Raw genomic sequence first — 13,925 nt, 5'->3', positions numbered from 1 at the left:
TGTTGAGGTACTTCAACATCGTGTTGAGGTACTTCAACATCGTGTTGAGGTACTTCAACATCGTGTTGAGGTACTTAAAAGTCGTGTTGGAGTACTTCAAACTTTGTCCCACCGCGATCAAGCTGTGTAGATTGGGTTGAGGCTTTGTGACTGTGCGTGAGAAAATTACCCCATCAATCCCCAACGCCGAACTTTTGAGTTAAAAATGGAGTAAATCGATACTCCATACCTATGCGTCCACCTCACCCAGACTCAGAAGCAGCGCTAGAAAACTCCACCATTGACCTATTCTCTCAACTGCAATGGCAAACAGCCAACTGTTACCATGAAACCTTTAGTACAAACGGCACACTGGGGAGAGAAACAAGGGATGAGGTAGTTTTAATTCCCAAATTGCAGTCAGCTTTACAAAACTTAAACCCTAACTTACCCACAGAAGCTATCCAACTTGCCATTGAAGAACTAACTCGTGACCGAAGCACGTTAAGTTTACCTAATGCGAATGCAGAAATTTATCAACTCCTCAAGGATGGGGTGAAAGTCAGTTTTAAAAATGATGCTGGTGAAGACCAAGCAGAAACAGTCAAAGTCATTGACTGGAATCACCCAGAAAATAATAATTTTTTTCTCGCATCTCAATTTTGGGTGACAGGAGAGATTTACACCAGAAGAACAGACTTAATAGGGTTTGTCAATGGTTTACCCTTAGTATTCATTGAATTAAAGGCACATCACCAACGCTTAGAACTTGCCTATAAAAACAATCTTACAGATTACAAGCAAACTATCCCCCAACTGTTCTGGTACAACGCATTTATCATCCTCTCCAATGGTAAAAAAAGTCGCATTAGTAGCTTAACTGCCAAATGGGAACATTACTCGGAGTGGAAGAAGATAAATTCTGAAGGAGAAGAAGGGATAATTTCTCTAGACACGATAATTAGAGGTACTTGTGAACCAACCAAGTTACTGGATCTAGTTGAAAATTTCATCTTCTTTTACGCTGCTAAAGGCAGTTTAGTAAAAATCGTTGCGAAAAATCATCAATATTTAGGAGTTAACCAAGCAGTTACCGCAGTACAGGAAATTAAATCCAATCAAGGCAGATTAGGAGTATTTTGGCATACCCAAGGTAGCGGTAAAAGTTATTCAATGGTCTTCTTCTCCCAAAAAGTGGTGCGAAAACTCTATGGTAACTGGACATTTGTGATAATCACCGACAGAGAAGACTTAGACGAACAAATCTACAAAAACTTTGCCTATGCTGGTGCAGTGACAGAAATCGAAAAAAATGTCCGCGCTAAAAGTGCAGAACACCTCAAACAACTTCTGGATGAAGATCATCGCCACATTTTCACGATGATTCAAAAATTCCGCACCGAAAAAGGCGGAACCTATCCCCAAATTTCTGATAGGTCAGATATTATCGTCATTGCCGATGAAGCACACCGCAGTCAGTATGACACATTCGCTCTCAACATGAGAAATGCTTTACCCCATGCAGCATTCATTGGTTTCACTGGTACACCTTTAATGTTAGGAGAGCAAGAAACCAAAAAAACCTTTGGTGATTACATCAGCATTTATAACTTCCGGCAATCAATAGAAGATAGCGCTACAGTTCCCCTCTACTATGAAAACAGAATTCCCGAATTGCAACTTACCAATGATGCCCTCAATGAAGATATAGCAGAAATCATCGAATCAGCAACAATGGATGAGGAAGAAGAGAAGAAATTAGAAAGACAATGTGCCAGAGAATATCAATTAATTACCAGAGATGACCGATTAGAGAAAATTGCTCAAGATATTGTCACCCACTTGCTGGGTAGAGGATACCAGGGTAAAGCAATGATTGTCAGCATTGACAGATTTACTGCTGTCAAAATGTACAACAAAGTCCAGTACCACTGGCAACAACACCTCCAGCAGTTTAAAAATCAACTTGCTGAATCTAATTTAAGCGAATTTGAACAAAAAAAATTATCAGTCACAATTAAATATATGTCAGAAACAGATATGGCAGTGGTCATATCTCAGTCTCAAAACGAAGTAGAAGCATTTCAGAAAAAAGAATTAGACATTACGCCTCACCGTCAAAGGTTAGTGAGTGAATCTCCCCCACTGGATGAAAAATTCAAAGATCCATCTCATCCCCTACGCATCATCTTTGTCTGCGCTATGTGGATGACTGGATTTGATGTCCCCAGTTGTTCCACCATTTACTTAGACAAACCCATGAAGAACCATAGTCTCATGCAAACCATTGCCAGAGCAAATCGTGTCTTCCCAGGTAAAGTCAATGGTTTAATTGTTGATTACATTGGTGTCTTCCGAGATTTACAGAAAGCACTAACCATTTATGGTTCCGCATCTGGTGGTGGGATTAAAGAAGAAGATACCCCAGTTAAAGCAAAAACAGCTTTAGTGGCACAATTGAGAGAAGCGATCGCCCAAACCACAACATTCTGTACGCAAAAAGGCATTGATTTTGCTGTACTGGAGTCAGCACAAGGTTTTGCACGCACTAAATTTTGGGCAGATGCAGTGGAATGCATCATTATTAATGATCATGCCAAAAAAACTTATCTTTCCCTAGCAGGTAACGCTAACAAACTCTACAAAGCTATCCTCCCAGATCCTGCTGCCAAGGAGTTTACCGCTATTAATGCTCATTTGCAGGCAATCAAAGACCAAATTCTGGCAGAAGTACCAGAAGTTGATGTGTCCGAAGTGATGGAACAAGTGGAGGAACTGTTGGATCTGTCCATCACTGCTGGAGAGTTTGTCATTCAAGAATCCCACAGTCAACGCATCGACTTAAGCCAAATCGACTTTGTAGCGTTAAAAAATAAATTTGCTAGTACTGACTACCAGAGAACAGAGACAGAAAAACTCAAAACAGCGATCGCGCAAAAACTCCAGCAGATGGTGAGGTTAAATAAAACTCGCATCGACTACCTGGATAAATTCCAGCAGATGATAGCAGAACACAATGCTGACTCACGCAATGTGCAGATATTCTTCAATGATTTGATTAACTTTGCTCAAGAATTGGGTGTTGAAGATAAAAGAGCGATCGCGCAAAATCTGATTGAAGAAGAACTAGCAATTTTTGACTTACTGACTAAACCAGAAATTAAACTGACTAAGCAAGAAGAACAAGAAGTCAAACAACTTGCAAGAGAATTACTGAAAACTCTCAAAAAAGAGAAACTAGTTTTGGATTGGAAGAATAGACAGCAAACCAGAGCATCGGTAGAAGTGGCGATTAAGGATAATTTGGATAGATTACCTCAGAGTTATTCTGCTGAACTGTATGAACAGAAGTGTCAGGAAGTTTATCAGCACATTTATGAGAATTACTCTGGACAAGAGAGTATCTATGATACTGGTGCGTGAATGCTACAAAATTTAAATCACTGCTAACCTAACATTGAGATGAGATAGCAGACTCAATACTACCTCCATATTTTAGGGGTTTGAAATTGCGAGCACCTATTACAAAATATGATCGCAGTACAATTAGTGGCTGATGAGGGGGTATGGGGAACTACAATCACCTACACGACTATATCAAAACTAACCCCAATGTCAGTCCAGAAAATAAACATTAAGGAATCAAATGCAACTACAGATAAATGAGCGCGATTTATAATATTTATCATATTCCAAACTCAGTAAACTGACGCACATAAGGTTCGTGAAATGCTAAAATAATATCTTGTTTGGGTACTCCCATCTCAACTAATCGATTGGCAATTCCAACTTCGGTACCATCGTGTTGAATCCATATTTTCCCATTTTTAATATCGAGATGTAAAATACAGCCAAAATCCCGTTTATTTCCCCGCCAACCGACATAAAGTAATTGATAGTGGTCTTGCTGTTCGTCAAAAATTGTTTGCACTTCATACTCTTCGTAATTGCGTGACATCGAAGCTCGTTTTTGTCGCTCCGAAAGCAGATATTTAATATATTGCCGATATTGTTCTACAGCCATTGACTAATAACCTCCTCTTCTACATCGTAAATCATCAATCGTAATTGATACTTTTCAACCGCCGATGCAATAAATTTACGTTGAAAAAAAGTTTCATAAATCGGAACGCGAACAGCTAAATAAAGTCGGCGTTCTGGTTCAATTTTATCTAATGCATCCCGATAGTTTAAAAACTGTCCCAAGGCTGTGTGAAATTCTGAAACATTCGATGGACTAATAAAACTTTTAATTTCTACCGCTATTTTTTGTCCTTCTCGCTCTGCTCCTAAAAGTTCCTCGGCGGCTAAATCAATCTCAAAATCTACATCATCCACATTGATTTCATAAGGATCAGCCGTAATTTTCCAGCCATCTTTTTCTAAAGCATTTCTGACAATATTATGAAATCTATCTTTTGCCATAGGAGTTCATTACACTAAAAATTAGGCTGGTTAAAGGTAGATAATACACAATATTCGCTTTAACTCCCATTTTAACTTAGGGGTTAGTTTGGCAGTAACGTCTAAAGATGTGCAAGCGATACCTACGGCTCACTTGGCGATCGCTCGTAACTCTGTAACCTCATACTATAAAAGTAATATTCAAACATTTTCTCAAAATTTGCGTAAAAACTCCCCAGCTTGTTCGTAGAAGGGTTTAAAGAGGTTGGGGAGGAATACACCATGTGTCGATAAAAGTCCATGTACGGTATATTTTACCGTTTATCTCGGTTGGTTGCGATTCCTGCGGAAAGCTGACGCTAACGCCATGATTTGCTTTGCGATCGCGATTTCCACAAATCAAATGACCATTTACCCCTACAGTATTTATGTATCTATGATGACAACAAAATACCAAACTTTCGAGGTGCAGCAGGAGATGTCGATAGGTGATGAATTAGACTTGCAGTTGCGTCAGCTAGTCTACGCAGCGCAGCAGCATCCTGCAAAAAGTGCAGAACGACGGAAAATATTAAATCAATTGATTGCCAAAATTCAAAATTCGAGGAAGTTAACAAGGTTTTCCCAATGGCGACATTTGCCTAATTTTGAAGATATTTATAGCGAAGCGGAAGCAAACATCTATCTCGAAATTTGCAAGAAAATTGAAGATTATCGTCCAGAACATCCCGTTATGGCTTGGGTAAATCAATTATTTTATTGGCGATTTCATGATATTAAAAGACAGTACAAAAATCAACAGTCCAAAATATTATCCCTTGATGAATTAGATGATTGTAAAAATGACTTGGATAAACCTATTAGTGAAGAATTATCCAGAGTTTATAAAAAAATATTTGAATTAGCAAAGGAGCGCCAAGATAAAAGTATTCCGATTAATAATGATGAAATTGAAGTTTCAGTAGTCAGAGATTTCATCCAAAATGACCCAGAGGGGATTTTGCAAAATAATTACATTTGTGAAGATAAAAATGCCAATTTACAGAAAGTGATATTGATGCGATTTGATGAAAAAACTTGGGAAGAGATATCAAAACAATTAGGTCATCCTATTCCCAGACTTTCCGAACTATATCAACGCAGTGCCAAAAAGCGTAAAATCCTCGATTATTTTCGTAGATACCTACAGTAAATTGTTAATTGATTGAACTACCAACTCACAAACAATCACACTTGCACAACCATATCCAATGAAAATCATGAACTTTAACCACAAACAAACATCTTTCACAATTCCTCTGAGTAGCAAAGCTCATGAAAAGGCGAATCAACGAAGACAAAGAATATCAAATACTGAGGATGGAAAAAAAATCTATCTCAATACTTTAGCTGTGTATGCGGTCAATTATTATCTTGATTGCATGGGTTTTGAAACTAATTGGTCAAATGCAGATAATAGTAATACGTGGATGTTAAGTTTAATTGATTTGGCTGATTTGGAAATAAAAAATATTGGCAAAATCGAATGTCGTCCGGTGTTACCAGATGCGGAATATTTGGAAATTCCCACCGAAGTAAGAACAGATAGAACTGCTTATGTCGCAGTGCAGTTTAATCATGCTTTGAGGTCAGCAAAGATTTTAGGCTTCACTACTCAACAACTAGCAAAGATACATTTAAGTCAATTACAACCTGTTGATGATTTGGTCGATTATTTAACAGCAAAAGAAGTAACTGCAAAAGTCAATATTCGAGAATGGATGAAAGGAGTATTTACAGAAGGTTGGTTAAACCTGGAAGAAATCTTTAACCCACGAGAACTGAGTTTTAGATTCGCTAGAAATTTTAGCGTGACAAAGTGCAAAAAAATTGATATAGGTTTGCATTTAAATGGCGAGTCTGTGGTTTTGATTGTCAAGTTAAATCCTAAAAATAAAGAGATAGCAGATGAGAAACATCAAAATCAGGGCGAAATTGATATTATCGTACAAGTTCAACCCGACCCAGAAAAAAGTGTTTCTTTACCTCCAGAATTAAAATTAGTTGTTAGTGATGAAAATGGTCAAGAAGTAGATTCCGTTATTTCTCGACAGCATGATAATTGGGTGGATATTAAATTAAGTGCAGAGTTAAATGAGGAATTTTGTGTTGAGATAATTTTAGATGAGTCGAAAGTGACTCAGGATTTTGTTGTATGATTTTGTAGGGTGCGTTATTAACGCGCCTAAATATGTCTTTTTGGTGCGTTACGGACATTCGTCTTAACACACCCTACATATATTTTTAATAATTCAATAAATTAGATTGCGTCACCTATGAAAAAGCTGGTTATTCTTAAATTTGATGGCAATTTTGAATCAGGGTTTCAAGTCAATTTAGAAATAGCAAATGAAAGACAACGCGCTTATCTAACCACCACAACTAATTTACTAGAAAATATTAGTATTCCTCAAATATTAAATAACTGGCACAAAATATATTGCAGTCTAGATAGTCAATTTAGGATTAAATCTGAGGGGAGTAGTAGAGGTAATCTGGGGTGTTTAAAGCAAGAATGTACAAGAGAATCTATTAACTTAGTTGCTAGTTTTAATCAATGGCTGAATGCACCATCTTTTACTTTTATTACTAATACTCTCAAAGAACTAAATTCCCCAGATGAAATTAGAATAATTATTACAACTTCTTGCCATGAATTACGTCAGCTTCCCTGGCATTTATGGGAGATTTTAACTGAGTTACCATTGGTAGAAGTGGCTTTAAGTTCGCCTAATGCTGAACGTAGGGAAAGACCTTACAGAGAAAAGATTAGGATTTTAATTATTTTAGGCGATCGCACCGGAATTAATATACACCAAGATAAACAATATTTGCAAAGTTTCTGTGGCAATGATGCCGAAATTATTTTAATCGATAACCCATCTCGTGAGGAATTAAATCATTACCTACAAGATAATCTGGGGTGGGATATATTGTTTTTCTCTGGACATTCCCAAACTCAAGGAATGCAGGGAAGGATTTATTTAAATGACAGCAATAGTTTGACGATGGCAGAATTAAGAGATGCTTTGCAAGTAGCGATTAAAAGACGATTGCAAATAGCGTTTTTTAATTCCTGCGATGGTTTAGGAATTGCTTATGAATTAGAACAATTGAATATCCCCCAAGTGATTGTCATGCGGGAACCAGTACCTGATGAAGTAGCGCAGAAGTTTTTAAAGTATTTCCTACAACAATTTACTAGTGGGAAGTCTCTATATATTTCTGTGAAAAATGCGCGGTTGGAGTTAAAAAAACTTGAGTCAGAATTTCCTTGTGCAAGTTGGCTTCCTGTAATTGTCCAAAATCAGACAGAAACTCCACCGACTTGGCAAAGTTTAGGGATAATTTCTTTCTGTCCTTACCAAGGTTTAGAGAAATTTACAGAAGAAAAGGCGAAGTATTTTTTTGGTAGAGATAGGGCGACTTCTGGATTAGTTGCTGCTGTTAATAATAGACCTTTAGTTGCCGTTATTGGTGCTTCGGGAAGCGGGAAGTCATCGCTGGTGTTTGCTGGTTTAATTCCTCAGTTGCGTAGGGATACTGTTAATAATTGGTTGATTATAGCGTTTCGTCCGGGGAAAAATCCTTTTGAATCTTTGGCTGTAGCGTTAGTTTCGGCGTTAAATTTACCGGAAGATGAGCGACGTTTGGTAGAATTGGAACTTGATGTGAATTTGAAGGGCGATCGCTCCACGCTGCAAAATTTTATCACAGACTTAACTGATGGCGATCGCCTTGGGGAACAAGTGACGCGAGTGCTGTTGATAGCAGACCAATTTGAAGAAATTTATACCCTTTGTACGGAATCTGAATCACGCAAAACTTTCTTAGATAGTTTGCTGCAAGCGGTAAAAAATGCACCGTTTTTTACGCTGGTGCTAACCTTGCGGGCAGATTTTTTAAGTAGGGCGCTTGATGATTACGAACCTTTTGGCAGGGCGTTGCAGGAGTATCAACTAGAACCTGTTGTGCGGATGAGTCGTCAGGAGTTGGAGTCAGCCATTACACGTCCTGCAACTCAATTGGGCTTTGAGTTTGAGCAGGGTTTAAGCAACACCATAATTAATGATATTCAAGATGGTGATGGGCGTTTGCCGTTGCTGGAGTTTACCCTGACTCAGTTGTGGAAGCAACAGCATTCTGGGAGGTTGACGCATCAAGCGTATAAAAATATTGGCGGTGTGGAGAAAGCGCTGGCTAATTACGCTGATGTGGTTTATGCAGAGTTGAGTGAGTCGGAACGGGAAAAAGCGCAACGGGTATTTATTCAGTTGGTGCAACCGGGGGAAGGAACGGAAGATACCCGGAAGTTGGCGACGAGTGAGGAAGTGGGGGGAGATAATTGGGATTTGGTGACGCACTTGGCGGATAAGCGGTTGGTGGTGACGAACCGCAATGAGTCTACCAATGAGGAAACGGTGGAAGTCGTCCATGAGGCGTTGATTCGCCATTGGGGACGGTTGCGGGGATGGATGCAGGAGAACCGCAAGTTTCGCATTTGGCAACAAGGGTTGATGGTGGCATTGCAGCAATGGGTGGATAGTAATAGAGATGATGGGGCTTTGTTGCGGGGTGCAACTTTGGCGGTGGCGGAGGATTGGTTGCAGCAACGGCGTGGGGAAGTTAGTAAAGCGCAGCGACGGTTTATTGAGAAGGGTGTGGCGTTGCGGGAGAGGGAGAGGAAGCAGAGGGAAAGGTTGCGACGGAGTATTATTGGTGGTTTAGCAGGTGGTTTGATTTTGGTGTTGTTTCTGACTGGTTTTGGGTGGTGGCAGTGGCAAGAGGCACAAATTCGAGCAATAAATGCTCAATTTAACAACAATAGTTTATCTATGGAAGCTCTTTTAGCATCTAATTCGGATATTGAAGCATTGATAGAAGCTCTAAAAACAGGTAAAAAACTACGGCAATCATTGGATGTACATTCGGATACGAAAATCCGAACTGTAGCCGCAGTAAGACAGGTTGTTTATGGAGTAAGGGAGCTTAACCGCTTTCAAAATCCGAAACAGTTTGTCACTCAAGCAATTTTTACTTCAAGTAATAAAACTATAGCCTCTTTTAATGTACCTTCCCAGAAATTGTACGATTATCAAGCAATCCAACTTTGGTCTGAAGAGGGCAGAGAACTACTTTACATCAAAGGGAAAACAGTTATTCTTAGTCCTGATGGTAAAACAATTTTATCTGCTGATGAAGATGGAACAATAAAACTTTGGAATTTAGATGGTAAGCAACTGCAAATCTTCAAGATAAAAAGAAATAACGATTATTTGGTTCCAAATATAAGATTTAGTCCCGATAGTAAAATGATTGCTTTTGTTGATAATGAAGCAATAGTCAAAATTCTGAGATTAGATGGTAATGAAATACAAACATTTAAAGTAAAGATGAATAGCAATTATTCTACTCCAGATATAGAGTTTAGTCCTGATAGTAAGATGATTGTCTCTGTTAATGATGAAGGATTCGTCAAAATTAGGAGTATAGATGGCAAAGATTTACAAACTTTGAAATTAAATAGTGGTGTATCAGAAATACAATTCAGTTCTGATGGAAAATTTATTGCATTCCTAATTGGACAAGATCTAATCGAACTTAGAAATGTAAAGGGAACACAAAAGCATATTCTAAAATCTTACAGCAAGTATCAAACAGTTCATCGTACTTGTATTTCTTTTACTCCTCTTGATTGTTATCATCCTACAAGTATAAGTTTTAGCCATGATGGTCACTTTCTTGCTTCTGGTGCTGAAGATGGTACAATTAACTTATTTAATTTAGACAGTGGTAAATTAAAAACAATCAGCAATAACAATTCTCGTGCTGTAGTAAGTTTTAGCCCTGATAGTAAGATTATTGTTTCTGGTGATGCTAGGGGAATAATAACCCTTTGGGATAGAAACGGAAAATTATTACAAACTTTCAAAGGTCATCATAGTTCAATTAATAGTATTAGTTTTAGTCCGGATAATAAAAGTATAATATCTGCTAGTAAAGATGGAATTAAAATTTGGAGTACATATTCAAAAGAAAAACAAATTTTCCAAGTTTCAAAGTCTACTACTGATAACATATTGGATGGCATCTATGAACAAGTAATATCTTTTAGCCCTGATGGTAAAATCATAGCCTCCACTAGTAGAAATGGAAGGATCATCATTTGGAGTATTGATGGAAAAAAATTGCTATCTATTCCTGATATTCTTACTGGTTTCGGTGAATCTTATTCGTTCCATAATGTCATTTTTAATCAAAATGGCAAAACATTCGCTGTTTTGCGTGAACGGATTGAATATAATGCCATTGAAGTTTGGAGTTTGCAAGGCAAAAAAATAAATACTTTCAAGATAGGAAATGATGTTACTAGTATCTGTTTTAATCCTGATGGTACAAAGATCAACATATTTCGTAATAATCAAAGAGCTAAAAGCAAAAATACAAAAATTGACAAAAATTGTACAGAAATCAAAAAAGATGAGAAGAACGATGAAATATTTGCTGAAAATACTGAATTACAGGAAAAAATATTCAGTCCTGACGGTAGCACTATTGTCTCTGGTGATGACGATGGAACTATCAAACTTTGGAGCAAGGACGGAAGGCAACTGCAAGCGATTAAAGGTCATAGCGGTGCAATTAGAGGCATCAGTTTTAGCCCCGATAGCAAAACCCTAGCCTCTGCTGGTGATGATGGCAAAATAATCTTATGGAATTTTGACCTTGATGATTTATTAAAAAAAGGTTGCGACTGGCTACACGATTATCTACAAAATAACTCCGATGTTAGCGCAGAAGATAGGCATTTGTGTGACGATATCAAGCGTTAAGAATAAAATTCACAATTTACTTTATACGCTCCGTACAAAGCCGCAATTCTCAAAATTTCTTCCCGATAAGCTTTAAGTATTTCATAAATGCCCATAGCCTAACCCAAAATAATTTCAACAAATCTCTACCTCTAGTTTGGCATTTTCAGGCATCTTCTGCTCTTTGAGTAAACGCTTCTCATACTAACCCGCCCTAATAACAATCACAACCTAACCAACTCACGCAAATTCTTAAAATCGAATTCAAAATCTTCAATTTCATAAGAATAAAGGTTATTTGGTTCAAGTTGCTGAAGCAAAAGAGGAACTTTTGCAATCAAATGCTTATCAACAATTAGTTGAAACAGTCATACTACTATCTTAATTTAATGTTCTTCAGGATGATGAAAAATCTCAAAGCATTTATCAAATCTTCAGAACACAACGTATTCGTATTGGAACTAAAGATTTATGTATCGCTTTAATAGTTCTTGCGAATAAAGGAATCCTCTTAACCAGAAATTTGCGATATTTTGAGAAAGTTCCTGGACTGAATATAGAAGATTGGTCGAGTTAACCATTGATTTGAGAATACCTATATATAAGTAATCCGGTGTGATTTCTGAAAAAATCTAAACTCCAGTGTGTTAGGAAGAAGTCCGTAACGCACCAAAGCCTTTGAGTGGTGCGTTACGGCAATATCGATTTATTTCGTCGCGCTTAATAATTTATTGTAGCCGTTACACACACTACAAAAGCATTACATTATTTATCGACAAAATCAAAAAAATCTTTTACCAACTGCGTAATTGCACGTAAATAAATTCGTATCTTCCTATGAAGGGGTTCAAACAATATAACTGACCTCAACAATACCTCGACAATATTCATAGGAGATACATAATCATGAAATCATTGAATTTTACATTGGTAATTCTGATATTAGGAACTGTAGCTTGCCTTCCCAAAGCACAAGCCATTAACTTATCAAAAACCCAAACTAATCAATCCCAATTGCAACTAGTATTAGCACAAGCCAATACCATTTCTGGATGGAAAAATGTTTCCTCTAGTACCTGGAATTTCTCTGGTATCTTACCCGTTGAACCAGGTGTCATGACAATGAAATTAGATAATGAATATATACTTATGGAGGCGCAACTAGCAGAAACCGATGAAAGTAAATATGGGATTTTTTACGGACAGTATCGGATGGATATCAGCCAAGTCGAGCCAAACGAATTATTGACTGCATTTGTCAGCGAGTTTCAAGATAAGTCTCAAAAAATACTGGAAACTCGCAATATCTCATTAGGTCGTTATCCCGGCAAGGAATATACATATCAAGAAGGGGAAAAAATTACCAAACTTAGAGTATTTTTAGCTGATCAACGCATATATGTACTCTTTGTTGAGAACCCTGCTGTTGGTGACGCTAGTAGATTTTTTAATGCTTTTAAAATTTTGTAGCAGCAAAAGTAATTATTTAGATAATTGTTGTGTTGAATATTTTTCATTCAAACTTGTAGTGCGGGCATTTTGCCTGCTTTTTTAGTAAAAAACATCTCAATATAAAAATTTCAAATGCGTAAATACACCATTGTTTGCTCGTAAACATAATCAAAGGTATTCAAACAAAGAAAATAGGCGTTTACGATTATGAAATCCTCATACATTCGCAGCATCTTTTTCACTACATTAGGTTTTAGCAGTAGCGTTTTACTAAACCTCAATACACCAGGTTTCGCGCAAGCAATAAGTCCATTACCATCACTTTCAACTACTACAAATGCTTCAACTTATCTTCCACGAGTACAACCTAAAAAGACTAATTTACAATGGGTTTACAGTGTAGCGGAAAGAGTGATTCGTGCTAATGGACTTGACGATCATCCCTGGCGCTTACAAATCACTGATGAATATGATATCAATGCCTACGCAGATGAGTTAAACAAAATCGTAATTTATAAAGGCTTGTTAGACCAAATACACGGTGATGATGCAGCTTTAGCTTTTATTATCAGTCATGAATTAGCCCACCATACACAACGCCATTCTGCACAGCAAGAAGAAGCAGAAGCTAGTTTACAAGAAAAATTACTCCAAGATGCAGAAGCAGAATATAACAATTGGATTGTACAAGAACGGAGAAAATCGAAAACTCCCATATCACCCGCTACAAAAGATGTCATCAAACAACGAATTATTATCCAGAAAAAACAAGAGTTTGAGAGAACCATGCAAGCATTAAGTCGCCAGCATGAATTTCAAGCCGATGAAATTGGTTACACGTATATGATTAAGGCTGGTTATGATATAAATGGAGGTTTGCGAGTCTTGAACCTGTTTTTGCGTTTACCTTCAGACTACACAGAAATTAGCAGCCATCCACCGACACAACAAAGAATCAACGCTTTAAAGCAGGTAATGAATCAATATTTTTGGTTCGCTTTATGGATAGATGGCAATGAGCAATTAAAAAATAATCCTCAACCACTAAAATTAGATTTATCGGAAGATGGAGTATCTTTGCGAATCAACTCCAAATTTGTTTAACGATAGGCGTTGTTGCACGAATAGGGAGAATGGTAGATTATACTTATTACCAGATTTGTTGGGTTTAGCTTCATACCCTTCAGGATCTTGCTACAACCCAACCGATGATTCTCCTTAACTCAACTGTATTAAATC

Annotated in this window: 9 protein-coding genes; 7 read left to right on the top strand and 2 right to left on the bottom strand. The window is 37.5% G+C overall.

Features of this window, described 5'->3' with window-relative positions:
• Positions 1–231: 231 nt before the first annotated feature.
• A complete protein-coding gene (locus ACFE93_RS23965) occupies positions 232–3,402 on the top strand; it encodes a type I restriction endonuclease subunit R (RefSeq protein WP_375476926.1) in 3,171 nt (1,056 codons plus the stop codon).
• Between the two features lie 262 nt (positions 3,403–3,664).
• Here ACFE93_RS23965 and ACFE93_RS23960 read toward each other — a convergent pair whose 3' ends face one another.
• Both ACFE93_RS23960 and ACFE93_RS23955 read right to left on the bottom strand, forming a co-directional pair.
• The gene (locus ACFE93_RS23960) at positions 3,665–4,003 is read right to left on the bottom strand and encodes a XisI protein (protein WP_375476924.1); all 339 of its coding nucleotides are present in this window, start codon (positions 4,001–4,003) and stop codon (positions 3,665–3,667) included.
• Positions 3,994–4,404: a XisH family protein gene (locus tag ACFE93_RS23955; RefSeq protein WP_375476922.1), complete on the bottom strand. Its 411-nt coding sequence runs from the start codon at positions 4,402–4,404 to the stop codon at positions 3,994–3,996. The genes ACFE93_RS23960 and ACFE93_RS23955 overlap by 10 nt, the downstream gene beginning before the upstream one ends.
• Positions 4,405–4,492: 88 nt before the next feature.
• On the opposite strand from ACFE93_RS23955, the gene ACFE93_RS23950 reads away from it, so the two are divergent.
• The 6 genes from ACFE93_RS23950 to ACFE93_RS23925 all read left to right on the top strand — a co-directional run bounded on the left by ACFE93_RS23950 (position 4,493) and on the right by ACFE93_RS23925 (position 13,790).
• Positions 4,493–4,633 (top strand): hypothetical protein, encoded by a 141-nt coding sequence (locus tag ACFE93_RS23950; RefSeq protein WP_375476920.1) that lies wholly within the window; start codon positions 4,493–4,495, stop codon positions 4,631–4,633.
• 15 nt (positions 4,634–4,648) lie between these two features.
• Positions 4,649–5,575 carry a hypothetical protein gene (locus ACFE93_RS23945; RefSeq protein ID WP_375476918.1) on the top strand — a complete coding sequence of 309 codons (927 nt, stop codon included), beginning with the start codon at positions 4,649–4,651 and terminating at the stop codon, positions 5,573–5,575.
• A 58-nt stretch (positions 5,576–5,633) separates the two neighbouring features.
• A complete protein-coding gene (locus ACFE93_RS23940; RefSeq protein ID WP_375476916.1) occupies positions 5,634–6,581 on the top strand; it encodes a DUF1822 family protein in 948 nt (315 codons plus the stop codon).
• A 117-nt stretch (positions 6,582–6,698) separates the two neighbouring features.
• Positions 6,699–11,255 (top strand): CHAT domain-containing protein, encoded by a 4,557-nt coding sequence (locus ACFE93_RS23935; RefSeq protein ID WP_375476914.1) that lies wholly within the window; start codon positions 6,699–6,701, stop codon positions 11,253–11,255.
• Positions 11,256–12,140: 885 nt separating this feature from the next.
• The gene (locus ACFE93_RS23930; RefSeq protein WP_375476912.1) at positions 12,141–12,704 is read left to right on the top strand and encodes a hypothetical protein; all 564 of its coding nucleotides are present in this window, start codon (positions 12,141–12,143) and stop codon (positions 12,702–12,704) included.
• 189 nt (positions 12,705–12,893) lie between these two features.
• A complete protein-coding gene (locus ACFE93_RS23925) occupies positions 12,894–13,790 on the top strand; it encodes a M48 family metallopeptidase (protein ID WP_375476911.1) in 897 nt (298 codons plus the stop codon).
• Positions 13,791–13,925 lie beyond the last annotated feature (135 nt).

Origin of the sequence: uncultured Nostoc sp., from assembly GCF_964247315.1 — a bacterium.
In the GTDB taxonomy this organism is placed as follows: Bacteria; Cyanobacteriota; Cyanobacteriia; order Cyanobacteriales; family Nostocaceae; genus Nostoc.
Note: the sequence above shows the minus strand (reverse complement) of the source record. Positions and strands in the feature narration are given on the sequence as shown.

What these genes read in the sequence shown, in the direction of transcription:
- ACFE93_RS23965 (WP_375476926.1), top strand. Translation starts at nt 232, where the DNA reads ATGCGTCCACCTCACCCAGACTCAGAAGCAGCGCTAGAAAACTCCACC.
- ACFE93_RS23960 (WP_375476924.1), bottom strand. Translation starts at nt 4,003, where the DNA reads ATGGCTGTAGAACAATATCGGCAATATATTAAATATCTGCTTTCGGAG.
- ACFE93_RS23955 (WP_375476922.1), bottom strand. Translation starts at nt 4,404, where the DNA reads ATGGCAAAAGATAGATTTCATAATATTGTCAGAAATGCTTTAGAAAAA.
- ACFE93_RS23940 (WP_375476916.1), top strand. Translation starts at nt 5,634, where the DNA reads ATGAAAATCATGAACTTTAACCACAAACAAACATCTTTCACAATTCCT.
- ACFE93_RS23935 (WP_375476914.1), top strand. Translation starts at nt 6,699, where the DNA reads ATGAAAAAGCTGGTTATTCTTAAATTTGATGGCAATTTTGAATCAGGG.
- ACFE93_RS23930 (WP_375476912.1), top strand. Translation starts at nt 12,141, where the DNA reads ATGAAATCATTGAATTTTACATTGGTAATTCTGATATTAGGAACTGTA.
- ACFE93_RS23925 (WP_375476911.1), top strand. Translation starts at nt 12,894, where the DNA reads ATGAAATCCTCATACATTCGCAGCATCTTTTTCACTACATTAGGTTTT.